Annotated in this window: 22 protein-coding genes; 20 read left to right on the top strand and 2 right to left on the bottom strand. The window is 72.7% G+C overall.

Annotated elements, in window-relative coordinates; all coding sequences use genetic code 11:
- The first annotated feature begins 77 nt into the window (after window positions 1-77).
- The 13 genes from Prum_RS08595 to Prum_RS08540 are packed head-to-tail and all read left to right on the top strand — an operon-like array spanning window position 78 to window position 12,572.
- On the top strand, window positions 78-908 hold the full coding sequence (locus tag Prum_RS08595; protein ID WP_218577147.1) for a TIM barrel protein: 831 nt from the start codon (window positions 78-80) through the stop codon (window positions 906-908).
- A complete protein-coding gene (gene iolC, locus Prum_RS08590; RefSeq protein ID WP_173075442.1) occupies window positions 909-1,838 on the top strand; it encodes a 5-dehydro-2-deoxygluconokinase in 930 nt (309 codons plus the stop codon).
- A complete protein-coding gene (locus Prum_RS08585; RefSeq protein ID WP_173075440.1) occupies window positions 1,828-2,691 on the top strand; it encodes a Cgl0159 family (beta/alpha)8-fold protein in 864 nt (287 codons plus the stop codon). The genes iolC and Prum_RS08585 overlap by 11 nt, the downstream gene beginning before the upstream one ends.
- A complete protein-coding gene (gene iolB, locus Prum_RS08580; RefSeq protein WP_173075438.1) occupies window positions 2,688-3,470 on the top strand; it encodes a 5-deoxy-glucuronate isomerase in 783 nt (260 codons plus the stop codon). The genes Prum_RS08585 and iolB overlap by 4 nt, the downstream gene beginning before the upstream one ends.
- Window positions 3,467-4,876, top strand: a complete 1,410-nt coding sequence (gene iolD, locus Prum_RS08575; protein WP_246277749.1) for a 3D-(3,5/4)-trihydroxycyclohexane-1,2-dione acylhydrolase (decyclizing) — start codon at window positions 3,467-3,469, stop codon at window positions 4,874-4,876. Before iolB ends, iolD begins: the two co-directional genes overlap by 4 nt.
- Window positions 4,852-5,337, top strand: a complete 486-nt coding sequence (locus Prum_RS55750) for a thiamine pyrophosphate-dependent enzyme (protein ID WP_246278542.1) — start codon at window positions 4,852-4,854, stop codon at window positions 5,335-5,337. Before iolD ends, Prum_RS55750 begins: the two co-directional genes overlap by 25 nt.
- Window positions 5,334-6,830 (top strand): CoA-acylating methylmalonate-semialdehyde dehydrogenase, encoded by a 1,497-nt coding sequence (locus Prum_RS08570; RefSeq protein ID WP_173075436.1) that lies wholly within the window; start codon window positions 5,334-5,336, stop codon window positions 6,828-6,830. Before Prum_RS55750 ends, Prum_RS08570 begins: the two co-directional genes overlap by 4 nt.
- Before the next feature lie 50 nt (window positions 6,831-6,880).
- Window positions 6,881-7,852: a sugar ABC transporter substrate-binding protein gene (locus Prum_RS08565; RefSeq protein ID WP_173075434.1), complete on the top strand. Its 972-nt coding sequence runs from the start codon at window positions 6,881-6,883 to the stop codon at window positions 7,850-7,852.
- Window positions 7,852-8,892 carry an ABC transporter permease gene (locus Prum_RS08560; protein WP_173075432.1) on the top strand — a complete coding sequence of 347 codons (1,041 nt, stop codon included), beginning with the start codon at window positions 7,852-7,854 and terminating at the stop codon, window positions 8,890-8,892. The genes Prum_RS08565 and Prum_RS08560 overlap by 1 nt, the downstream gene beginning before the upstream one ends.
- Entirely contained in the window at window positions 8,889-9,695 is an 807-nt protein-coding gene (locus Prum_RS08555) for an ATP-binding cassette domain-containing protein (protein ID WP_173075430.1), read from the top strand. Before Prum_RS08560 ends, Prum_RS08555 begins: the two co-directional genes overlap by 4 nt.
- Window positions 9,696-9,704: 9 nt before the next feature.
- On the top strand, window positions 9,705-10,706 hold the full coding sequence (locus Prum_RS08550) for a Gfo/Idh/MocA family oxidoreductase (RefSeq protein WP_173075428.1): 1,002 nt from the start codon (window positions 9,705-9,707) through the stop codon (window positions 10,704-10,706).
- On the top strand, window positions 10,703-11,446 hold the full coding sequence (locus Prum_RS08545) for a GntR family transcriptional regulator (RefSeq protein ID WP_173075426.1): 744 nt from the start codon (window positions 10,703-10,705) through the stop codon (window positions 11,444-11,446). Before Prum_RS08550 ends, Prum_RS08545 begins: the two co-directional genes overlap by 4 nt.
- Before the next feature lie 13 nt (window positions 11,447-11,459).
- Window positions 11,460-12,572, top strand: coding sequence for a Gfo/Idh/MocA family protein (locus Prum_RS08540; RefSeq protein ID WP_246277748.1), 1,113 nt, complete (start codon window positions 11,460-11,462; stop codon window positions 12,570-12,572).
- Here Prum_RS08540 and Prum_RS08535 read toward each other — a convergent pair.
- Entirely contained in the window at window positions 12,559-15,927 is a 3,369-nt protein-coding gene (locus tag Prum_RS08535) for an ATP-binding protein (RefSeq protein WP_173075424.1), read from the bottom strand. The genes Prum_RS08540 and Prum_RS08535 overlap by 14 nt on opposite strands.
- Window positions 15,928-16,191: 264 nt before the next feature.
- Window positions 16,192-16,371 carry a hypothetical protein gene (locus Prum_RS08530; RefSeq protein ID WP_173075423.1) on the bottom strand — a complete coding sequence of 60 codons (180 nt, stop codon included), beginning with the start codon at window positions 16,369-16,371 and terminating at the stop codon, window positions 16,192-16,194.
- Window positions 16,372-16,463: 92 nt separating this feature from the next.
- Here Prum_RS08530 and Prum_RS08525 point away from each other — a divergent pair, with 92 nt between their 5' ends.
- The 7 genes from Prum_RS08525 (at window position 16,464) to Prum_RS08500 (ending at window position 22,843) form a co-directional block, all read left to right on the top strand.
- The gene (locus Prum_RS08525) at window positions 16,464-17,345 is read left to right on the top strand and encodes an AAA family ATPase (RefSeq protein ID WP_246277747.1); all 882 of its coding nucleotides are present in this window, start codon (window positions 16,464-16,466) and stop codon (window positions 17,343-17,345) included.
- Entirely contained in the window at window positions 17,330-18,145 is an 816-nt protein-coding gene (locus tag Prum_RS53675) for a vWA domain-containing protein (RefSeq protein ID WP_281368869.1), read from the top strand. The genes Prum_RS08525 and Prum_RS53675 overlap by 16 nt, the downstream gene beginning before the upstream one ends.
- A complete protein-coding gene (locus Prum_RS53670) occupies window positions 18,103-18,432 on the top strand; it encodes a VWA domain-containing protein (protein ID WP_281369117.1) in 330 nt (109 codons plus the stop codon). Before Prum_RS53675 ends, Prum_RS53670 begins: the two co-directional genes overlap by 43 nt.
- 86 nt (window positions 18,433-18,518) lie before the next feature.
- On the top strand, window positions 18,519-19,028 hold the full coding sequence (locus tag Prum_RS08515; RefSeq protein WP_173075421.1) for a (2Fe-2S)-binding protein: 510 nt from the start codon (window positions 18,519-18,521) through the stop codon (window positions 19,026-19,028).
- On the top strand, window positions 19,025-21,412 hold the full coding sequence (locus Prum_RS08510; RefSeq protein WP_173075419.1) for a xanthine dehydrogenase family protein molybdopterin-binding subunit: 2,388 nt from the start codon (window positions 19,025-19,027) through the stop codon (window positions 21,410-21,412). The genes Prum_RS08515 and Prum_RS08510 overlap by 4 nt, the downstream gene beginning before the upstream one ends.
- On the top strand, window positions 21,409-22,272 hold the full coding sequence (locus tag Prum_RS08505) for an FAD binding domain-containing protein (RefSeq protein WP_173075417.1): 864 nt from the start codon (window positions 21,409-21,411) through the stop codon (window positions 22,270-22,272). Before Prum_RS08510 ends, Prum_RS08505 begins: the two co-directional genes overlap by 4 nt.
- Complete coding sequence (locus Prum_RS08500) at window positions 22,262-22,843, top strand: SRPBCC family protein (protein ID WP_218577143.1); 582 nt, start codon at window positions 22,262-22,264, stop codon at window positions 22,841-22,843. Before Prum_RS08505 ends, Prum_RS08500 begins: the two co-directional genes overlap by 11 nt.
- The last annotated feature ends 126 nt before the right edge of the window (window positions 22,844-22,969 follow it).

Below are 22,969 nucleotides of genomic sequence, written 5' to 3'. Positions count from 1 at the left end.
CTAGAGGTCTAGTAGTCAGTATGTATTGACAAAGTCACCGCCCCGGGGTCAACTGAGGCAAAACTTCGGGAGGCGATGTGAGGATTGCTGGTGCGCCCATTTCGTGGGGCGTGTGTGAGGTGCCCGGTTGGGGCCACCAACTCCCGCCCGAGCGAGTGCTCGCCGAGATGCGCGCCCTGGGTCTGGAAGCGACCGAGTTCGGCCCGGACGGCTTCCTCCCCGTCGAGCCGATCGCGCGGGAGGCGCTGCTCGCCGGGCTCCGGGCGGTCGGCGGGTTCGTCCCGGTCGTGCTCCACGACGGCGACCCGGTCCCGGCCATCCGCCAGACCGCCGAGCGCTTCGCCGCGGACGGCGCCGACGTCGTCGTGCTCGCCGCCGACACCGGAGCCATCGGGTACGACAGCCGCCCCGCCCTCGACGAGGCCGGCTGGCAGACGCTCCTGTCCAACCTCGACGCGGCCGCCGCGGCGGTGGCCGAGCACGGGCTGACCGCCACGTTGCACCCGCACGTCGGCACGATGGTCGAGACCGCCGACGAGGTCGACCGGGTGCTCGCCGGGTCGTCGATCCCGCTGTGCCTGGACACCGGGCACCTCCTGGTGGGCGGCGCCGACCCCGCCGAGATCGCCGCCCGGGTGCCCGAGCGGATCGCGCACGTGCACCTGAAGGATGTCGACGCGGACTACGCCGCCAAGGTGCGCGCCGGCGAGCTGACCTACACCGAGGCGGTCCGCGCCGGCATGTACCGGCCGCTGGGCAAGGGCGACGTCGACATCGCCGGGATCGTCCGGACGCTCGTGGACTACCAGGGCTGGTACGTCATGGAGCAAGACGCCATCTTGAGCGGCCCCGAAGACGACCCGCTTCCGGACGTACGGGCCAGCGTCGAGTACCTGAGGGGCCTGTAGATGTTCGAGGTCCTCACCATGGGCCGGATCGGGGTCGACATCTACCCGCTGCAGGTGGGCGTGGGCCTGGCGGAGGTGGAGAGCTTCGGCAAGTACCTCGGCGGCAGCCCCACCAACGTCGCGGTCGCGGCCGCCCGCTACGGCCACAGAACCGCCGTCATCACCCGGACCGGCGCGGACCCGTTCGGGGCGTTCATCCACCAGGCACTCACCGGGTACGGCGTGGACGACCGTTACGTGACCGCCGTCGACCACCTGCCCACCCCGGTCACCTTCTGCGAGATTTTCCCCCCGGACGACTTCCCGCTCTACTTCTACCGCTATCCCAGCGCGCCCGACCTGCAGATCGAGGCCGACGAACTGGACCTCGACGCGATCCGGAGCGCCGGCATCTTCTGGGTGACCGGCACCGGCCTGTGCGAGGAGCCGAGCCGGTCGGCCACCTTGAAAGCCCTCAAGGCACGCGACAAGGCCGGCATCACGATCCTCGACCTGGACTACCGCCCGATGTTCTGGCCGTCCCGGGAGGAGGCACGGCACTGGCTCCAGGAGGCCCTGCCGTACGCCACGGTGGCGGTCGGCAACCTCGACGAGTGCTTCACCGCCGTCGCCGAGCAGGATCCGGCGGCCGCCGCGAAGGCGCTGCGCGACCGGGGCGTGGACCTCGCCGTCGTCAAGCAGGGCCCGCGCGGCGTGCTCGCCGTGGACGCCGGAGGCGCCGTGGAGGTGCCGCCGGTGCCGGTCGACGTGGTCAACGGCCTGGGTGCCGGCGACGCGTTCGGCGGGGCGCTGTGCCACGGCCTGCTCGCCGGGTGGGACACCGCCCGCATCATGCGGTTCGCCAACGTCGCCGGCGCGATCGTCGCCGGCCGGCTGGCGTGCTCCGACGCCATGCCCACGCTAGCTGAAGTTGAGGCCCATGTTCACTGACCGGCTCGCCGAGGTGGTCGACGCCCGTGTCCACCGTCCACACGTCATCGTGGAGGCCGCGGCCCGGCGCCGGCGCGCGTACGTCGGTGACCGCCTCGTGCTCATCGCGGCCGACCACCCGGCGCGCGGGGCGCTGCGGGCCGGCAGCCGCCCGCTGGCCATGGCCGACCGCGCCGACCTGCTCGAACGGCTGTGCGTCGCGCTGGAGCGGCCGGGCGTCGACGGCGTGCTCGGCACCGCCGACATCCTGGAGGACCTGCTGCTGCTCGGCGCCCTCGACGGCAAGATCGTCGTCGGCTCGATGAACCGGGGCGGCCTGGCCGGCACCACGTTCGAGATCGACGACCGGTTCACCGGGTACGACGCCGACGCGCTCACCGCGATGCACTTCGACGGCGGCAAGATGCTGCTGCGCATCGACCCCGACGACCCGGCGACGGCGTCCACGATGCAGTCCTGCGCCCAGGCGGTCGACACCCTCGCGGCCCGCCGGCTGATGGCGATGGTCGAGCCGTTCATCTCGCACCGCGTGGACGGCCGGGTCCGCAACGACCTCACACCGGACGCGATGATCCGGGCCATCTCGGTCGCCTCCGGGCTGGGCGGGACGTCGGCGTACACCTGGTTGAAGGTGCCGGTGGTGCCGGAGATGGAACGCGTGATGGCGGCCTCGACGCTGCCCGCGCTGCTGCTCGGCGGCGAGGTGCCGGCGGACCGCGACGCCGCGTTCGACGGCTGGCAGAAGGCGCTGCAGCTGCCCACGGTCAAGGGCATCGTCGCCGGCCGGTCCCTGCTCTACCCGACCGACGACGACGTGGCCGGCGCCGTCGACACGGCGGTGAGCCTGCTATGAAGGTGATCACGCCGGAGTCGGCCGGCTGGACCTACTCGGGGCTGCGCGTCGTGGACCTCAACGGCACGCTCACGTTCGCGACCGGCCCGGACGAGGTGCTGGTGCTGCCGCTGTCCGGGTCGTGCACGGTGGAGTGCGACGGCGAGACGTTCGTCCTCAACGGACGCCGGGACGTCTTCTCGGGCGTCACCGACTTCGCGTACGCGCCGCGCGACGCGACCGTGACGGTCACCGGCCGCGGGCGGTTCGCCATCCCGGCGGCGCGGGCGCGGCGGCGCCTGGAGTTCCGGTACGGCCCGGCCGAGAAGGTGCCCGTGGAGCTGCGCGGTGCGGGCAACTGCTCCCGCCAGGTCAACAACTTCTGCACCCCGGAGGCGTTCGAGGCGGACCGGCTCATCGCCTGCGAGGTGCTCACGCCGGGCGGCAACTGGTCGTCGTACCCGCCGCACAAGCACGACGAGGAGCGGCCGGGCGAGTCGGTGCTGGAAGAGATCTACTACTTCGAGGTCGCCGGCGGCGGCATGGGGTACCAAAGGGTCTTCGGCGAGGGCATCGACGTGCTCGAGGAGGTCCGCGGCGGCGACGTCGTACTGGTCCCGCACGGCTGGCACGGCCCGTCGATGGCCGCGCCCGGCTACGACCTCTACTACCTGAACGTGATGGCCGGCCCCGGCGCGGAGCGCGCGTGGCTGGTCTGCGACCACCCCGACCACGCCTGGATCCGCGGCACCTGGGCGGACCAGGCAATCGACCCGAGACTTCCGGTGGGAGAGCGATGAGACTCACCGTCGCACAGGCCCTCGTCCGGTTCCTGGCCGTGCAGCACAGCGAGCGGGACGGCGTGGAGCAGAAGCTGTTCGCCGGCTGCTTCGGCATCTTCGGCCACGGCAACGTCGCCGGCCTCGGCCAGGCGCTCATGGAGGCGGAGCTGCACGCGCCCGGCGCGCTGCCGTACCACCAGGCCCGCAACGAGCAGGCGATGGTGCACGCCGCCGCGGCGTACGCGCGGATGCGCAACCGGTTGACGACCCTCGCGTGTACGTCGTCGATCGGCCCCGGCGCGACGAACATGGTGACCGGCGCGGCCCTCGCCACGATCAACCGGCTGCCGGTGCTGCTGCTGCCCGGCGACGTGTTCGCCACCCGGGCGGCCGACCCGGTGCTGCAGCAGCTGGAGCACTCCCAGGGTGACGTCACGGTCAACGACACGTTCCGGCCGGTGTCGAAGTACTTCGACCGGATCTGGCGGCCCGAGCAGCTCCCGTCCGCGCTGCTGGCCGCGATGCGGGTGCTGACCGACCCGGCGGAGACCGGCGCGGTCACCCTCGCGCTGCCGCAGGACGTGCAGGCGGAGGCGTACGACTGGCCGGCGGAGCTCTTCGACCGCCGGGTCTGGCACGTGGCCCGTCCGGTGCCCGAGCCGGCGGCGCTCGCCCGCGCGCTGGACGCCATCCGGGGCGCCCGGCGACCGCTGATCGTGGCCGGCGGCGGGGTCGGCTACTCCGACGCCACCGCGGCGCTGCGCCTGTTCGCCGAGGCCACCGGGATCCCGGTCGCCGAGACCCAGGCCGGCAAGGGCTCGCTGCCGTACGACCACCCGCTGGCGCTCGGCGCGGTGGGCGCGACCGGCACCACCGCCGCCAACCAGATGGCCCGCCAGGCCGACGTGGTGATCGGCATCGGCACCCGGTACAGCGACTTCACCACCGCGTCCCGCACGGCGTTCGGCGACGCCACGTTCGTCAACATCAACGTGGCCGCCTTCGACGCCGCCAAGCACGCCGGCGTCGCGATCGTGGCGGACGCCCGGGAGGCCCTCACCCACCTGACCGCGGAGATCAACTGGTCGGTCCCGCCCGAGTACCGGCAGGAGGCGCGCCGGCTCGCGGCCGAGTGGGACGAGACCGTGGAACGGGCGTACCACCTGGGCCACGGCCCGCTGCCGGCCCAGTCCGAGGTGATCGGCGTGGTGAACGAGGTCTCGGATCCCCGCGACGTCGTGGTCTGCGCGGCCGGCTCGATGCCCGGCGACCTGCACAAGCTGTGGCGCACCCGGGACCCCAAGGGCTACCACGTCGAGTACGGCTACTCCTGCATGGGCTACGAGATCGCCGGGGCCTGGGCGCAAAAATGGCCAGCCCGGATAGAGACGTGTTCGTCATGGTCGGCGACGGGTCGTACCTGATGATGTCCTCGGAGCTGGTCACCGCCGTGCAGGAGGGCATCAAGCTCATCGTCGTCCTGGTGCAGAACCACGGCTTCGCCTCGATCGGCGCGCTGTCCGAGAGCGTCGGCGCGCCCCGGTTCGGCACCTGGTACCGCTACCGCAACCCGGACACCGGCCGGCTGGACGGCGGCGTCCTCCCGGTGGACCTGGCCGCCAACGCGGCCAGCCTGGGGGTACGGGTGCTGCGCGCGAACGGCGTCGAGGAACTGCGCGCCGCGCTGCGCGAGGCGAAGGCGCACGACGGGCCCACGCTCGTGCACGTCGAGGCCGACCCGCTCGTGTACGCGCCGGACAGCCAGTCCTGGTGGGACGTCCCGGTGGCGGAGGTGTCCGAACTGGACGCCACGGGGGAGGCCCGCAAGTCGTACGAGGCCGCGAAGGCGAACCAGCGGCCATACCTTGGAAAGGCGCGACAGTGAAGACGATAGAGCACTGGATCGGCGGCAAGGCCACGGCCGGCGCGTCGACCCGTACCGCACCGGTGTGGAACCCGGCCACCGGACAGCAACAGGCGCAGGTCGTCCTCGGCACCGCCGGCGACGTCGACGACGCGGTACGCGCGGCCCGTGCCGCGTTCGCGGACTGGTCCCAGTCGTCGCTGAGCCGGCGGGCCAAGGTGCTCTTCGCGTTCCGCGAGTTGGTCAACCGGCACATCGACGACCTCGCCGAGGTCGTCAGCGACGAGCACGGCAAGGTGGTGTCCGACGCCCGCGGCGAGGTCCAGCGCGGGCTGGAGGTGGTCGAGTTCGCCTGCGGCATCCCGCACCTGCTCAAGGGCGACTTCTCCGACCAGGTCTCCACCGGCGTCGACTCGTACTCCTTCCGCGAGCCGCTGGGCGTGGTCGCCGGCATCACGCCGTTCAACTTCCCGGTGATGGTGCCGATGTGGATGCACCCGATCGCCATCGCCTGCGGCAACACGTTCGTGCTCAAGCCCAGCGAGCGCGACCCGTCCGCCTCGGTGCTGGTGGCGCAGCTGTGGGCCGAGGCCGGCCTGCCCGACGGCGTCTTCAACGTCGTGCACGGCGACAAGGAGTCGGTCGACGCGCTGCTCGACCACCCCGACGTGGCCGCGGTGTCCTTTGTGGGCTCCACGCCCATCGCCCGCTACATCCACCAGCGCGGCACCGCGAACGGCAAGCGCGTGCAGGCCCTCGGCGGCGCCAAGAACCACGCCATCGTGCTGCCGGACGCCGACCTGGACTACGCCTCCGACCACCTGGTCGCGTCGGCGTTCGGCTCGGCGGGGGAGCGGTGCATGGCGATCTCGGCGACCGTGGCGGTCGGCGACGCCGGCGCCGCGCTGGTCGAGGCGGTCAGCGCGAAGGCGGCCGCGGTGAAGGTCGGGCCCGGGCGGGACGCGACCAGCGAGATGGGCCCGGTCGTCACCAGCGCGGCCCGGGACCGGATCGTCGGGTTCATCGACTCGGGTGAACGCCAGGGCGCGCGGATCACGGTGGACGGCCGCGGGCTGGTCGTCCCCGGGTACGAGGACGGCTTCTTCGTGGGGCCGACCGTCGTCGACGAGGTCACCCCGGGGATGGACGTCTACCGCGAGGAGATCTTCGGCCCGGTGCTGTCCGTGCTGCGGGCGGAGACCGTCGACCACGCGATCCGGCTCGTCAACGCCAACCCGTACGGCAACGGCACGGCCATCTTCACCTCCAGCGGCGAGGCGGCGCGGCGGTTCCAGCGCGGCGTCCAGGTGGGAATGATCGGCATCAACGTGCCGATCCCGGTGCCGATGGCGTACTACTCCTTCGGCGGTTGGAAGGACTCGCTCTTCGGCGACAAGCACGTGCACGGTCCGGAGGGCATCTCGTTCTACACCCGCGCGAAGGTGATCACCGCGCGCTGGCCGCACGTCTCGCACCCGGCGGGCGCCAGCTACCACTTCCCCACATCAAGCTGAGCCCCACATCAAGCTGAGGCACCTACCCCACCTACCCACGGAGGGACAAAATGGCACAGCTAAGGAAGGCGGCACTACTCGGACTCATCACGGCCGTGACGCTCGGCGTGGCGGCCTGCGGCAACGACGACGACACCGGGGGCGGGGCGACGACCCAGACGACCGGCCTGACGATCGCGGTGATCACGCACAGCGACGGCACCGACAACTTCTGGCCGGTGGTCAAGAACGGCGCGGAGGCGGCCGGCAAGCAGCTGGGCGTGACGATCGACTACACCTTCTCGGGCGACCCGCTCAAGCAGTCCCAGCTGATCGACGACGCGGTGGCCAAGAAGGTCGCCGGGATCGCGGTCTCCCTGCCGAACGCCGACGCGCTGCGGGCCGCGTTGCAAAAGGCCCAGTCGGCCGGCATTGCCGTGGTCACCCTGAACTCGGGGCAGAACCAGTCGGCCAGCGTGGGCGCCATCGCGCACGTCGGGCAGGACGAGAAGATCGCCGGTCAGGGAGCCGGGGAGCGGCTCAAGGTCGCCGGCGTCAAGAACCTGCTGTGCCTGATTCACGAGGCGGGCAACATCGGCCTCACCGAGCGGTGCGCCGGCGTCGCCGAGACCCTTGGCGGGAAGGTCACCAACCAGCAGGTCAACGTGGCCAACCTGACCGACGTGTCGGCGACGGTAAGCGCCAAGCTGCAGGCCGACAAGTCCATCGACGGCGTGATCGCGCTGAACCCGGGCGTCGCCACCGCCGCCCTGGCCGGCATGAAGGAGGCCGGGACCAGCGCGAAGCTGGCCACCTTCGACCTGTCGCCGGACGTCATCTCGTCCATCCAGGCGGGCGACATGCTCTTCGCGGTCGACCAGCAGCAGTACCTGCAGGGTTACCTGCCGGTGCAGATCCTCTATCTGAACAAGACGAACCTGAACACCGTCGGTGGCGGGCAGCCGATCCTGACCGGGCCGGGCTTCGTCACGAAGGAGAACGCGGGCCAGGTCGCCGACCTGACGAAGAAGGGCACGCGCTAATGGCGACCCTGGCGGTGCCGGACGAGCGGGTGGCCGGACGCGGCCTGTTCCGCAGGATTCTGGTACGCCCGGAGCTCGGCTCCCTCACCGGCGCGATCGCGATCTTCATCTTCTTCGCGGTCCTGTCGGAGACGTTCCGTTCGATGCAGGGGGTCGCGACCTGGCTGGACCCGGCCTCGCTGCTGGGCATCATGGCGGTCGCCATCGCGCTGCTGATGATCGGGGGCGAGTTCGACCTGTCCGCCGGCGTGCTCACCGGTACGGCCGGCACGGTGACGGTGTGGCTGGCGGCGCTGGAGGGCTGGAACGTCTGGCTGGCGATGGCCGCTTCGTTGGCGATCGCGGTGGCGGTCGGGCTCGCCAACGGGATCCTCGTGGTGCGCACCAGGCTGCCCAGCTTCATCATCACGCTGGGCATGTTTCTGATGCTGCAGGGGCTCAACCTGGGCGTCACCAAGGTGATCACGGGTGGGTCGGTGCAGATCGCCGGGCTGGGCAGCGCGTCGGGCTACGAGTCGGCGCAGACCGTGTTCGCCAACCCGATCACGATCGCGGGGCAGCAGTTCCGCATCGCCATCCTGTGGTGGGTACTCATCGTGCTGGCGGCGACCTGGGTGCTGACCCGCACCCGCGCCGGCAACTGGATCCTGGCGGCGGGCGGCGACGCCAACGCGGCCCGCGCCACGGGCGTGCCCGTTGCGCGTACGAAGATCATGCTGTTCGTCACCGTGTCGGTGTGCGCCTGGCTGGTGGGCAACATCGCCGTGCTTCGCCTGAGCGTAGTCCAGGCGAACATGGGCATCGGCGAGGAGCTCACCTACATCGTCGCGGCCGTGATCGGGGGCTGCCTGCTGACCGGTGGCTACGGATCCGCCATCGGTGCGGCGCTGGGCGCGCTGATGTTCGGCATGGCGCAGAAGGGCATCGTCTACGCCGGCTGGGAGAGCGATTGGTACAAGTTCTTCCTCGGCGCCATGTTGTTGATCGCCGTCATCACCAACCAGTTCGTGCGCCGGTACGCGGAGGTGACGCGACGATGAGCGCACCTCTGCTGGAAGTATCGAAGCTCAGCAAGCGGTACGGGCAGGTCATCGCGCTGCGGGAGGTGTCGGTGACGGTCCGGGCCGGCGAGGTGACCTGCGTCCTGGGCGACAACGGCGCCGGGAAGTCGACCTTCATCAAGATACTGTCCGGGCTGCACCAGTACGACAGCGGCGAGTACCGCATCGACGGCGAACCGGTGCGCCTGACCAGTCCGCGCGACGCGCTGGACCGGGGCATCGCCACGGTGTACCAGGACCTCGCGATGGTGCCGCTCATGGCGGTCTGGCGCAACTTCTTCCTGGGCGCCGAGCCGACCCGCGGGATCGGGCCGCTGCGCCGCTTCGACATCGAGGCGGCGAAGCGGATCACCCGCGACGAGCTGCTGGCGATGGGTATCGACATCCGCGACGTGGAGCAGCCGGTCGGCACCCTCTCGGGCGGTGAACGGCAGTCCATCGCGATCGCCCGCGCCGTCTACTTCGGCGCCAAGGTGATCATCCTCGACGAGCCGACATCGGCGCTCGGCGTCCGGCAGGCCGGCGTGGTGCTGAACTACATCATGCGGGCGCGGGCGCGCGGACTCGGCGTCATCTTCATCACCCACAACCCCCACCACGCGTACCCGGTGGGCGACCACTTCGTCGTGCTGCGGCGCGGTCAGATGATCGCGGACGCGGCCAAAAAAGACATGAGTCGCGACGACCTGACCCGTCTCATGTCCGGCGGTGCCGAGCTGGAGGAGCTCGCGCACGAACTCGACCGGGTCGGTACTGCCAGCGACCGGCCACAGAGCACCTGAAGGAGCACAATGAACATCGGCGTCATCGGCACCGGCAACATCGGCACCGAACACATCCGCCGGTTGGCCGGACACGTGTCGGGGGCGCGGCCCGGTGCGGTCTTCGACGTGGACACCGAACGCGCCGGCGCGATCGCCGCCGCCGTCGGCGCGTCCGTCCACCGCGAGGCGCACGACGTCATCGACGATCCGGCCGTCGACGCCGTCCTGATCGCCTCGCCCGGCGACACCCACGCCGAGCTCGTCCTGGCCTGCATCGCCGCGGACAAGCCGGTGCTGTGCGAGAAGCCGCTCGCCACCACGAGCGGCGCCGCGCTGAAGGTGGTCGAGGCCGAGGCCGCGCACGGCCGCCGGCTGGTCCAGGTCGGCTTCATGCGCCGGTACGACCCCGGCTACCTCCAGGTGAAGTCGGTGCTCGACAGTGGACAGATCGGCGAGGCGCTGATGCTGCACTGCGTGCACCGCAACCCGAGCGTGCCGCCGACGTTCACCACCGACATGACGCTGACCGACTCCGTCGTACACGAGATCGACGTGACCCGGTGGCTGCTCGACCAGGAGATCGTCGCCACCACCGTGCTGGGCGGGCGGCAGAGCCCGCTCGCCGCCGACGGGCTGCGGGACCCGAAGCTGGTGCTGCTGGAGACCGACGCCGGCGTGCTGGTCGACGTGGAGATCTTCGTCAACGCCCGGTACGGGTACGACGTGCGGTGCGAGCTGGTCGGCGCCACCGGCACGGTCACCCTGGACACCCCGTCCACCGGCACGGTGACCCGCAACGGCGGGCGGGCGCAACCCATCCACCCGGACTGGCAGGAGCGCTTCAGCCAGGCATACGTGGACGAACTGCAAGCGTGGGTCGCCGGTCTCGCCCGCGGCGTCACCGGCGGACCGAGCGTCTGGGACGGGTACGCGGCCACCGCGGTTGCGGAGGCGTGCATATCGTCTAGGGGTACGCGTACCACTGTGGACCTCGCCGACCGCCCGAGCCTGTATCGGAGCACACCGTGAACCCCGTAAGCGAGCTGATCCGGGTCGACCGCTCCAGCCCTGTGCCGCTGTACTTCCAGGTGGCGCAGCGGCTGGAGGAGCTGATCGAGTCGGGCCAGCTGGTGCCGGGCACCCGGCTGGAAAACGAGGTCTCTCTCGCCGACCAGCTCGGGCTGTCCCGGCCCACCATGCGCCAGGCCATCCAGTACCTCGTCGACAAGGGGCTGCTGGTCCGCAAGCGCGGCGTGGGCACCCAGGTCGTGCACGCCAAGGTGCGCCGCACCGTCGAGCTGACCAGCCTGTACGACGACCTGGACCGCACCCACCAGCAGCCGCGCACGGACGTGCTGTCGCTGGCGGAGACCACCGCCCCGGACGAGGTGGCGGTGGCGCTGGTCCTGCCCACCGGCGCGCCGGTGCTGGCCATCGAGCGGCTCCGGTACGCCCAGGGCGAGCCGCTGGCGGTCATGCGCAACTTCCTGCCCTCCGGGCTTTTCCCGCTGACCATCGAGGATCTGCGCGCGCGCGGGCTGTACCAGCTCATGCGGGCGGCCGGGATCAACCTGCGGCTGGCCGACCAGACCATCGGCGCCCGCCGCGCCACCGCCGCGGAGGCCAAGGCCCTCGGCGAGGTGCGCGGCGCGCCGCTGCTCACGATGGCCCGCACCGCGTACGACGACGCGGGGCGGGCGGTGGAGTACGGCCAGCACGCGTACCGGGCCTCGCACTACAGCTTCGAGCTGACCTTAGTGGCGCGGTGACCTAGGAGGCACGGTGATCGGCGTTGGCGTCATCGGGCTGGGCTGGATGGGCCGGGTGCACGCGCAGGCGTACCTGCGGGTGGCCCACCACTACCCGGTGCCGGCGCCGCGCCTGGTCGTGGCCGCGGACCCGGTCGCCGGGCTGCGCGCCGACGCCGCCCGCCGGTACGGCTTCGGGCGTACCACCGGGGACTGGGCCGAGGTGCTCGCCGACCCGGACGTCCACGCGGTGAGCGTGACCGTGCCGAACTTCCTGCACGCCGAGGTCGGCGCCGCCGCGGCGCGGGCCGGCAAGCACATCTGGATCGAGAAGCCGGTCGGGCGGGACGCCACCGAGGCCGCCACCGTCGCCGCGGCGGTGGCGGCGGCCGGGGTACGCGCCACGGTCGGCTTCAACTACCGCCACGCGCCCGCGGTGGCGTACGCCCGGGAGCTGATCGCGGCGGGCCGGATCGGCGCGGTCACGCACGCCCGGTTCCGGCTGCTGTCCGACTACGCCGCCGACCCGAAGGGCGCGCTGTCGTGGCGCTTCGTCCGCGAGCGCGGCGGCTCCGGCGTCCTGGGCGACCTGATGTCGCACGGCGTCGACCTGGCCCGGTACCTGGTCGGGCCGATCGAGGCGGTGGTCGCCGACGAGGCCACGTTCGTCCCGCGGCGGCCGGTGCCGGGCGGCGCCACGAGCCACTTCGCGACGGTCGAGGGCGGCGTGCTCGGCGACGTGGAGAACGAGGACTACGTCGGCTGCCTGGCCCGCTTCGCCGGCGGTGCGCGCGGGACCCTGGAGGCGAGCCGGGTCAGCGTGGGCTCGCAGTGCGACTACGGCTTCGAGATCCACGGCACCGAGGGCGTGCTCGCCTGGGACTTCCGGCGCATGGGCGAGCTACGCGTCGGCGGGACCACCGTGCACGTCGGCCCGGGGCACGGCGAGTACGCCGCGTTCCAGCCCGGTCCGGGCATCGCGATGGGGTACGACGACCTGAAGGTCATCGAGGCGGCCGGCTTCCTGCGGTCCATCGTGGACGGCACCGCGCACGGCCCGACGATCGACGACGCGGTCCACGCCGCGCGGGTGGTCGCGGCGATGGCCGAGTCCGCCCACAGTGGACGCTGGGTCAATACAGGCTGAGCAGGCCGGTCGCGCCGGTGCGTTCGGCGAACGCGCGTACCCGGGCGGCGTGCGCGGCCGATCCGGTGGCGCGGGCGGCCCACGCGGCCGCGAGCACGGCGTCGCTGGCGCAGCCGATCTCGTCGTAGCGTTCGGCGGCGGTCGCCGGGTCGCCGGCCACGAGGGCCTCGGCGGCGACCACCCACCGGGTCCGCCGGACGCTGGTGCGCACCACCCGCTCCACGGTGGAACCGCCGGTGAGCACGTCGGCGTGCACCGCCGCGGACAGCCACTCCAGGGTCAGTGCGGTCGGCGCCTCGTGCCACAGCTCGACCAGTTCGGCCAGGAGCGCGGCCGCGCCTGCGGTGTCGCCGTCGAGCGCCCGGCTCAGGGCGCCGTGGGCGTACGCGTTGTAGCGCAGCCGCACGAACCCGGACCGGCGGGCGACGTCCAGGCTGCGGGCCACGTCGGAGACCTGGGGCCGCCCGCACAGCGCGCCGATCCAGGCCCGCCGGCCGCGCAGCTGCAGATCCCAGTCGGTGGTGTCGGCGCCCTCCTCGTCGAGGTACTCGTCGGCGGCGCGCAGCAGGGCCGGCCAGTCGCCGGTGAAGTACGCCACCTCGGCCTCCTCCGAGTGGCTGAGTACGAGGCTGAGCTGTCCACCGTGGACACCCCGGCTCTCGCGTTCCAGCTCGGCCGCGCCGGCCAGCTCGCCCTCCTCCTGGCGGAACGTGGCCAGGTTGTGCGCGGCCCGGCGCAGCGTCGGCAGGCTCTGCGCCCGGCACACCTCGACGGCCCGTTCCAGGTCGGCCAGGGCGGACGCGTCGCCGGCCACGTACCGGGTGGCGTGCTCGGTGACGAGGGCGTGCATCTCGGCGTCGGCCAGGCCCTGCCGGTGCGCCAGTTCCCGGGCGGCGCGGGCGGCCGGCAGCGCGGCGCCGGTCTGGAACTCCAGCAGGTGCAGCCGGGCCAGCTCGCCGTACGCCTCGGCCTTGGCGGCGTCGTCGGGCAGGTCGGCGAAGAGGGCGAGTGCCCGGTCGAGGTGCTCGCGGGCCCGGTCGCGTTCGGCGCGCATGAACTCGGCCTGCCCGAGCAGCGTCTCGGCGCGGGCCTCGCCGGTGCGGTCGCCGGCCTCGCGCATCCGCTCGGCGAGCCGGGTGACCTCCTTGACGCCGTACTCGCGGTAGAAGCGGTCGCTGTCGACGAGGAACTGCAGCCGGTGGTGCAGCAGCTCGGCGGTGCGCCGCTGGGCCGGCTCGTGGTCCACCGGCCACACGTTGAGCGCCTGGCCGACGTACCCGAGGGCGGCTTCCACGGCGTACACGGCGAAGGCCGCGTCGGCGGCGGCCCGCAGCGCCGCGCGGGCCGCCTGGACGTCGGCGGCGGTGTCCTCGCCAAGGCTCTCGGCGAGCGCGAGCGCCTCGATCCGGTGCCGGGCCACGGCGGTGGCCAGGTCGTGGCGGCCGTCGATGGAGACCGCCTGCAGCCAGCCGGCCGCCCGGCGATGCAGCGCCGCCCGGGTGGCCCGGGGCAGCCGCCGGTACGCGACCTCGCGGACCAGCTGGTGCTGGAAGGTCAGCTCCGCCTCGCCGGCCACAGTGGACACCGAGCCGGCGACGAAGAAGTCCCGGCGCTGCAGCCGGACCAGCACGCCGGCCACGTCGGCGCCGTCCAGGCTCAGCATGGTGCCGATAGCGCCCGGCCAGAGCCGGTCGCCGAGCACGGCGGCGGCGTTGAGCAGGGTGCGCTCGGCGTTGTCGAGCAGGTCGATGCGGTTGGCGATGACGCCGTGCACGCTGTCCGGCACGTCCAGGTCGCCCTGGCCGTCGGCGAGCATCCGCACGTACTCGACGGCGTACATCGGGTTGCCGCCGGTCAGCCCGGTCAGCCGCTCGGTGTGCTCGGCGGCCACGCCGTGCCGGCTCATCAAGGTGGACAGCAGGGTGCGCATCTCGTCGGCGCGCAGCCGGGACAGCGACACGGTCAGCATGCCGGGCAGCGCGGACGGCCAGGCCGGTTGCTCGTCCAGCAGTTCCGGCCGGTACGTGCACAGCACCAGCAGCGGCGCGTCCCCGCCGGTCTCCACCAGCTCGGCCAGGAAGCGCAGCAGCGCCGGGTCGGCGAAGTGCAGGTCCTCCACGACGAGCACGGTGGGCAGGTGCCGGGCCAGGGCCAGCAGCGCGTCCCGCCAGGCGGCCTCGATCTCGCCCGGCCGCACCGGCCGGCCGGGCAGCCCGGCCAGCGGGCCGAGCAGGTTGGTCAGCCGCTCCACCTCGGTGGCCGGCAGCACCTTGGCCAGCGCGGTGGCCAGCCGCTCGCGGGTGCGCACCGGGTCGTCGGTGTCCAGCACGTCCGCCTCGGTCTTGATGATCTCGGCGAGCGCGTCGTACGTGCCGCCCGCCCCGTACGGCAGGCAGCGCCCGACCCGCCACCGCACCAGCAGGCCGCTGTCGTCGTGCACCCGCCGCAACAGCTCCCGCACCAGCCGGCTCTTGCCCATCCCGTGCGCGCCCACCACCGAGACCAGGTGCGCGCGGCGCTCCGACACGCACCGGCGCAGCGCGGCCATGAGCAGGTCCAGCTCGGCGGCCCGGCCGACCAGGGGAGTGGCCTCGTCGTCGGGGACCGGCGGCCGCCGTACCGACGCCCGGGCCAGCCACGCCTCGACCGGCTGCGACTTGCCGGCCAGCTCCAGGCGCAACGGCGCCTCGTCGTACCGGATGGAACCGGCGGTGGCGCGGTGCGTGACCGCCGAGACCAGGACGCCGCCCGGCGGCGCGTGGGTCTGCAGCCGCGCCGCGGTGGCGACGACGTCGCCGGACAGCAGCGCCTCGCCGCCGTTGCGGGCCGCGGCCAGGTCGACCAGGGCCTCGCCGGTGGCGATGCCGACCCGCGCCCGCATCGGGTAGCGGCCGGCCAGCGCCCGCCCGTCCAGCTCCCGCTGCAGCTCCAGGCCCGCCAGCACGGTACGCAGGCCGTCGTGCTCGGTTTCCACGGGTACGCCGAACACGGCCATCACCGCGTCCCCGATGTACTTCTCCACCACCCCGCCGTAGCGCCGGATCACCTCGCGGGCCGTGCTGAAGTAGTCCAGCTGCAGCTGGCGCAGGTCTTCCGGGTCGAGGCTCTCGGCCATGTTCGTGAAGCCCTTGAGGTCCACGAACAGCACGTTGACGGTGCGCCGCTCCTCGCGGACGGCGCCGGTCGCGGACAGGTCGCGGGACAGCTGGCGGCCGCAGGCGGTGCAGAAGTTCAGTCCGGGCGCGACCAGCGTCAGGCACGCGCCGCAGCGGGTGTGCAGCGGTGCTCCGCAACGCCCGCAGAACTGATGGGAGGGGTCGGCGGGCGCGTCGCACTTCAGACAGACGCGATCCATGGTCTGTCACACGGTAGCGGTGTCTGTCGAGCTTGGGACAGTTGCGCGGTAGGCCCGGCCATTAGGCTACCCACATTGGATCTACTTGGAGGGACGACATGACGGACCCGCTGGAACCGACCGAGGTGACCACGCAAGGCAAGGGTGTCAGCTCGACGCAGGGCAAGGGGGTCAGCTCCACGACCCAGGGCAAGGGGTCAGCTCCACCACGCAGGGCAAGGGCGTCAGCTCCGCGCCCGCCGACGAGGAGAACTGACCGACCTCTCAGCGGTCGCTGCGCCGGGGCATGGGCAACAGCCGGCGCAGCGTGTCGCCGGGGCCGAGGAACCAGTGGTCGGCCACGCAGCGCACACCGACGACCTCGACCGGGCCGTCGCTGCCGGCGGCCTTCCCTTGGCTGGTCACGGTCGTCGGGAGCCCGCATTCGGGGCAGTCGTACAGCATCTTTACCTCCTCCCTTCCATGACACTGCGTATTCGCTACGAGCGTGTTAACTGCGCGCGTGATACCGGTCATGCGTGGCATAGATTGGTCAAGTGATCCCTGCCACCCCCGCCGCCCTGGCGCAGGCCCTCGCCGGGGTCGGTTACCTGGCCGACGACGGCCTGGCGACCGCCGGCCATCTCGCGCAGCGGCTCGGCCGTCCGCTCTTCCTGGAGGGCGACGCGGGTGTGGGCAAGACCGCGTTCGCCCAGGCGCTGGCCGACGCGACCGGCGCCCACTTCGTCCGGTTGCAGTGCTACGAGGGGCTGGACGCCTCCCAGGCCCTGTACGACTGGGACTTCCCGCGCCAGATCCTGCACCTGCGCACGGTGGAGGCGGCCGCCGTCGCGGCCGGGGACAAACCGGACACTGAGGCACTGGAGGCCAGCCTGTACGACCGGCGGTTCCTCATCGCCCGGCCGCTGCTGCAGGCGCTGGAACGCACCCCGTGCGTGCTGCTGGTCGACGAGATCGACCGGGCCGACGACGAGTTCGAGGCGTTCCTGCTGGAGATCCTCGCGGACGCCGCGATCACCATCCCGGAACTGGGCCGGATCGCCGCCGAGCGGCCGCCGCTGACGGTGCTGACCAGCAACCGCACCCGGGAGGTGCACGACGCGCTCAAGCGCCGCTGCCTCTACCACTGGGTGGAGCACCCGACCTTCGAGCGCGAGGTGGCGATCCTGCGTTCCCGGCTGCCGGAGGTCACCGAGCGGCTGGCCACCGACGTGGCCGGCGCGATCCAGCGGATGCGGCGGCTCGACCTGATCAAGGCGCCGGGCGTGGCGGAGGCCCTGGACTGGGCCAACGCCCTGGACGCCCTCGGCGCCCGGCAGATGGACCCCGATCTGGCCGCGGCCACCCTCGGCGCGGTGCTGAAGTACCGCGAGGACGCCGACCGGGTGCGGGCGGCGCAGCCGTGGCTGACTACCTGACCGGCGTCCTGGTCGGCTTCGCGCGCACGCTGCGCAACGCCGGCGTACAGGCGATCGGCGAACGGGTCGAGGCGATGATCGCGGCCGTCGACGCGCTGGACGTGACCCGGCCGGAGGACGCCTACTGGGCGGGCCGGTTGACGCTCTGCGGCGAGCCGGACGACCTGCCGATCTACGACGCCGCGTTCGCCGCCTACTTCGGCGGCCGCATGCCCGTCCGTCCGCCGGCGCCCGTGCCCGCCCGCCGCCGCGCGGCCGCGCTGTTCGCGCAGCGCTCCGAGGGCGGCGAGGCCGGCGCCGACCCGCAGAAGGACCTCAACGTCGCGGCCAGCGCCGCCGAGGTGCTGCGCCGCCGCGACGTCGCGGCCCTCTCGGCGGCCGAGCGCGACGAGGTACGACGGCTCGTGGCGCTCCTGGCCCCGAGCACCGCGGTCCGGCCCGGTCGCCGGTGGCGCCCGGCCCGGGGTGGCGGGGTCGACCCGCCCCGCACGGTACGGCGGATGCTGCGCCACCTCGGCGAGCCGACCCGGCTGGCCCGCCGCGACCACCGGCCCAAGCCGCGCCGGCTGGTCCTGCTGCTGGACGTGTCCGGCTCGATGGCCCCGTACGCCGACGCCCTGCTGCGCTTCGGCCACGCGGCGGTACGGCGGCGCCCGACCCTGACCGAGGCGTTCACGCTGGGCACCCGGCTGACCCGGGTGACCCGGGCGCTGCGCCACCGCGACCCGGACGGCGCCATCCGGGGGCCGGCGAGGCCATCCCGGACTGGCACGGCGGCACCCGGCTGGCGGAGTCGCTGAAGGCGTTCCTGGACCGGTGGGGGCAGCGCGGCACGGCCCGCGGCGCGGTGGTGGTGCTGTGCAGCGACGGCTGGGAGCGCGGCGACCCGGCGCAGCTCGCCGCGCAGATGGCCCGGCTGTCCCGATTGGCGCACCGGGTGGTGTGGGTCAACCCGCACCGCGGCAAGCCCGGGTACGAGCCGCTGGTCGCCGGGATGGCGGCGGCGCTGCCCTATCTGGACGACTTCGTCGCCGGGCACAGCCTCGCCGCCCTGGAAGAGCTCGTCCGGGTCATCTCGAAGCCGTAAGTGTTTCTGGCGGGTTACGCCGAACCCCTTGCGGTAGATCGCTGGGAGGACTTGTCTGATGGGTAGGTCGCCCCATGGGAGGGATGATGGCCCGTATCAGCATCACCGTCGATGGCGTCCGCTACGACGATGACGTCCAACCCCGCACTCTTCTCGTCCACCACCTGCGTGAACGGCTCGGCAAGGTCGGCACCGTGGTCGGCTGCGATACCAGCAACTGCGGCTCCTGCACCGTCCTCATGGCCGGTGAGGCCGTGAAGAGCTGTACCGTCCTGGCCGTCCAGGCCGACGGCAAGGACGTCACCACCGTCGAGGGCCTCGGCGACGGTGGCCTACACCCGGTACAGCAGGCGTTCCACGACTGCCACGCCCTCCAGTGCGGCTTCTGCACGCCTGGGATGATCATGACGGCGGTCGACCTGCTCGCCGAGAACCCCGACCCCACCGACGCGGAGATCCGGGAGGGGCTCGAGGGAAACCTGTGCCGCTGCACCGGCTACCAGAACATCGTCCGGGCGGTCCGCGACGCCGCCACCGCGATGCGCTCCGCCCAGGCCCCCGCGCCGGAGCCGGCCAGCGAGGAGGTGTCGGCATGACCGTCACCCACGAGCGCCCGTCCGGCGAGGTCGGCACCGCCCGACGGCGCAAAGAGGACGCCCGGCTCATCACCGGCCGGACAATGTGGACGGAAAACATCACCCTGCCCGGCATGCTGCACCTGGCGATCCTGCGCAGCCCCATGGCGCACGCCCGGATCACCCGCGTCGACACCTCGGCCGCGCTGCGCGAGCCGGGCGTCGTGGCGGCGTTCAGCGGCCGGGACGTGGCCGACGTGCAGGGCAGCCTGCCGTGCGCGTGGCCGGTCACCGAGGACATGGTGCTGCCGGACCACCCGCCGGTCGCCGTCGACGAGGTGCGGCACGTCGGCGAGGCGGTCGCCGTCGTGGTGGCCCGCGACCGGGCCAGCGCGGTCGACGCGCTCGCCGCCATCGAGATCGACTACGAGCCGCTGCCGGTCGTGCTCGACATGCCGGAGGCCCTCGCCGAGGACGCCCGGCTGGTGCACGCCGACAAGGGCACCAACAAGGCGTACACGTGGATCTTCGACTCCGGCGAGGCCGGCACCGGCCAGTCGGTGGACGCGGCGTTCGCGGACGCCGAGGTCGTCATCAAGCGCCGGTACGTCCAGCAGCGGCTGATCCCGGCGTTCATGGAGCCGCGCAGCGTGGTCGTCGACCCGACCGGCGACCAGCAGACCGTGTGGTCCGCCACCCAGATCCCGCACATCCTGCGCTTCCTGATGGCGGTGGTGACCGGCACGCCCGAGCACAAGGTCCGGGTGATCGCTCCGGACGTCGGCGGCGGGTTCGGCGGCAAGCTGCAGGTCACCGCGGAGGAGATGATCGCCTTCATCGCCGCGCAGCGGGTCCGCAAGCCGGTCAAGTACACCGAGACCCGGTCGGACAGCATCCTGTCCGCCCACCACGGCCGCGACCAGATCCAGGAGCTGGAGTTGGCCGCCCGGCGCGACGGCACGGTGCTCGGCCTGCGGGTGCGGCTGCTGGCCAACATGGGCGCGTACATGGGGTTGGTCACGCCGGGGGTGCCGCTGCTCGGCGCGTTCATGTACAACGCCATCTACAAGTTCCCGGCGTACCGCTTCGAGTGCACAGGCGTGTTCACCAACACCACCCTGACCGACGCCTACCGGGGCGCCGGGCGTCCCGAGGCCACGTACGCCATCGAGCGGATCATGGACGAGCTCGCCGTCGAGGTCGGCCAGGACCCCATCGAGGTACGTCGGCGCAACTGGATCGGGCACGAGGAGTTCCCGTTCAACACCGTCGCCGGGCTGACCTACGACTCAGGCAACTACGAGGCCGCCACCGACAAGGCGTTGGCCCTTTTCGGGTACGACGAGCTGCGCCGCGAGCAGGCCGCCCGGCGTTCCGCGAAGGACCCGGTGCAACTCGGGATCGGCGTGTCCACGTACACCGAGATGTGCGGGCTCGCGCCGTCCCGGGTGCTCGGTGCCCTCCGGTACGGTGCCGGCGGCTGGGAGAGCGCCAGCGTGCGCGTGCTGCCCACCGGCAAGGTCGAGGTGGTCACCGGCACGTCGCCGCACGGGCAGGGCCACGAGACGGCGTGGAGCCAGATCGTCGCCGACCAGCTCGGCGTGGCGTTCGAGGACGTCGAGGTGCTGCACGGCGACACCCGCACCTCGCACAAGGGCCTGGACACGTACGGGTCGCGGTCCCTGGCGGTCGGCGGGTTCGCGCTCGTCAACGCCTGCCAGCGGGTCGTCGACAAGGCCAAGCCGATCGCCGCGCACCTGCTCGAATGCGACGTGTCCGACCTGGAGTTCAGCGGCGGCACGTTCCGGGTACGCGGCGCACCGTCCGATGTGGCCGGCAAGACGATCGCGGACTGCTCGCTGGCCGTGTTCGCCGCGCACGACCTGCCCGACGGCGTCGAACCGACCCTCGACGCCGAAGCCACGTACGACCCGGCCAACTTCTCGTTCCCGCACGGCACGCACCTGTGCGCGACCGAAGTGGACACCGAGACCGGGCGGGTCTCGATCCGGTCCTATGTGGCCGTCGACGACGTCGGCCGGGTCATCAACCCGCTGATCGTCGAGGGCCAGGTGCACGGCGGCGTGGCCCAGGGCATCGCCCAGGCCCTGTTCGAGGAGGCCGTGTACGACGCCGACGGCAACCTGCTCACCGGCACGTTCGTGGACTACACGGTGCCGAGCGCGGCGGACCTGCCGGACATCGTGAGCGACCGCACCGAGACGCCCGCGCCGGACCACCCGCTGGGTGTGAAGGGCGTCGGCGAGGCCGGCACGATCGCGTCGACGCCGGCCGTGGTCAACGCCGTCGTCGACGCGCTGCGCCCGTACGGGGTGAACGACATCCGCATGCCGTGCACGCCGGAGCGCGTGTGGCGGGCCGTCCAAGGGGGTGACCGGTCATGATCCCGGCCGCGTTCGAGTACGTCCGTCCGTCCACCGTGGACGAGGCGGTCCAGGCGCTGACGGACGGTGGTGAGGACGCCAAGGTGCTGGCCGGCGGGCAGAGCCTGATCCCGGTGCTGCGCCTGCGGCTGGCCGCGCCCAGCGTGCTCGTCGACCTCGGCGGCCTCGGCGAGCTACGCGACGTCCGCGACGACGGCGACGCCCTGGTCATCGGCGCGATGACCCGGCACGCCGACATCCTGCGCGACCCGCTCGTGCGCGCGCACGCGCCGCTGCTGGCCCAGGCCACCGCCACGGTCGCCGACCGCCAGGTGCGCCACCTCGGCACGATCGGCGGCTCGCTGGCGCACGCCGACCCGGCGGGCGACCTGCCCGGCGTGGCGGTCGCGCTGGACGTGGTCATGGAGATCGCTGGACCCGGTGGCCGCCGCACGGTCGCCGCGTCCGACTTCTTCGTGGACTTCCTGACCACCGCGCTGGGCCCGGACGAGGTGCTGGTCTCCGTCCGGGTCCCGAAGCAGGACGGGTGGGGCACGCACTACGAGAAGTTCAACCGGGTGGCGCAGGCGTGGTCCATCGTCGGCGTCGCCGCGGCCGTACGCCGGGACAACGGCAGCATCGCCGAGGCCCGCGTGTCGCTGACCAACATGGGCGCCACGCCGATCCGGGCCCGGGGCGTGGAGGAGGCGCTGGTCGGCGCCCCGGCGACCATGGACGCCGTGGCCGCCGCCGCCGAACGGGCCGCCGAGGGCACCGCGCCCCCGACCGACGTGACCGCGTCCGCCGACTACCGCACGCACCTGGCCACCGTGCTGACCCGGCGCGCGCTGGCCGCCGCCGGAGGCGTACATGCGGCTTGACCACCAGTTCACCGTGCCGGCGAAGGTCGACGAGGCATGGCAGGTGCTGCTCGACGTGCCGCGGGTCGCCCCGTGCATGCCGGGTGCCACCCTGACCGACTTCGACGGCGAGCACTTCACCGGCACGGTGAAGGTCAAGGTCGGGCCGATCGTCCTGACGTACACGGGCAAGGGCCGCTTCGTCGAGCGCGACGAGGCGGCCCACCGCGTGGTCGTCGAGGCGTCGGGTCGCGACACCCGGGCCGCGGGTACGGCCGCCGCCACCGTCACCGCCGTCCTCGTACCCGACGGGGACGCGACCCGCGTCGAGGTGACCACCGACCTGACCGTCACCGGCAAACCGGCGCAGTTCGGCCGCGGCATGCTGGCCGACGTCGGCGGCCGCCTGCTGGGCCGGTTCGCCGACTGCCTGGCCCAGGAGCTGTCGACGCCCGCCGTTCCTGCGGCGGACGTCGAGCTCGCCCCGCCCCCGCGGAGCCGGAGCCCATCGACGTCCTGCGCCTGTCGGCCGCCACCCCGATGGCCCGCTACGCCGGCCTCCTGCTCCTGTCCGCCGCCGCCGCAGGCGTGACCTGGCTAATCATCCGCGCCCTCCGCCACTAACCCCGCCCCTCCTCCTCCCCCGCCCCCTCGCCGCCCTCCTCGCGCCCCCTCTCCCCTCTCGCCGTCGATCAAGGGCGAATGGTCGTGCTTTGAT

It is taken from the genome of Phytohabitans rumicis (assembly GCF_011764445.1).
Taxonomy (GTDB): Bacteria; Actinomycetota; Actinomycetes; order Mycobacteriales; family Micromonosporaceae; genus Phytohabitans; species Phytohabitans rumicis.
Note: the sequence above shows the minus strand (reverse complement) of the source record. Positions and strands in the feature narration are given on the sequence as shown.

Excerpts from the sequence above, each read along its gene's own strand:
- Prum_RS08515 (WP_173075421.1), top strand. The coding sequence starts at position 18,519 with ATGGCCCGTATCAGCATCACCGTCGATGGCGTCCGCTACGACGATGAC.
- Prum_RS08500 (WP_218577143.1), top strand. The coding sequence starts at position 22,262 with ATGCGGCTTGACCACCAGTTCACCGTGCCGGCGAAGGTCGACGAGGCA.
- Prum_RS08505 (WP_173075417.1), top strand. The coding sequence starts at position 21,409 with ATGATCCCGGCCGCGTTCGAGTACGTCCGTCCGTCCACCGTGGACGAG.
- iolB (WP_173075438.1), top strand. The coding sequence starts at position 2,688 with ATGAAGGTGATCACGCCGGAGTCGGCCGGCTGGACCTACTCGGGGCTG.
- Prum_RS08560 (WP_173075432.1), top strand. The coding sequence starts at position 7,852 with ATGGCGACCCTGGCGGTGCCGGACGAGCGGGTGGCCGGACGCGGCCTG.
- Prum_RS08565 (WP_173075434.1), top strand. The coding sequence starts at position 6,881 with ATGGCACAGCTAAGGAAGGCGGCACTACTCGGACTCATCACGGCCGTG.
- Prum_RS08585 (WP_173075440.1), top strand. The coding sequence starts at position 1,828 with ATGTTCACTGACCGGCTCGCCGAGGTGGTCGACGCCCGTGTCCACCGT.
- Prum_RS08510 (WP_173075419.1), top strand. The coding sequence starts at position 19,025 with ATGACCGTCACCCACGAGCGCCCGTCCGGCGAGGTCGGCACCGCCCGA.
- Prum_RS08550 (WP_173075428.1), top strand. The coding sequence starts at position 9,705 with ATGAACATCGGCGTCATCGGCACCGGCAACATCGGCACCGAACACATC.
- Prum_RS55750 (WP_246278542.1), top strand. The coding sequence starts at position 4,852 with ATGGTCGGCGACGGGTCGTACCTGATGATGTCCTCGGAGCTGGTCACC.
- Prum_RS08535 (WP_173075424.1), bottom strand. The coding sequence starts at position 15,927 with ATGGATCGCGTCTGTCTGAAGTGCGACGCGCCCGCCGACCCCTCCCAT.
- Prum_RS08530 (WP_173075423.1), bottom strand. The coding sequence starts at position 16,371 with ATGCTGTACGACTGCCCCGAATGCGGGCTCCCGACGACCGTGACCAGC.
- Prum_RS08555 (WP_173075430.1), top strand. The coding sequence starts at position 8,889 with ATGAGCGCACCTCTGCTGGAAGTATCGAAGCTCAGCAAGCGGTACGGG.
- iolC (WP_173075442.1), top strand. The coding sequence starts at position 909 with ATGTTCGAGGTCCTCACCATGGGCCGGATCGGGGTCGACATCTACCCG.
- iolD (WP_246277749.1), top strand. The coding sequence starts at position 3,467 with ATGAGACTCACCGTCGCACAGGCCCTCGTCCGGTTCCTGGCCGTGCAG.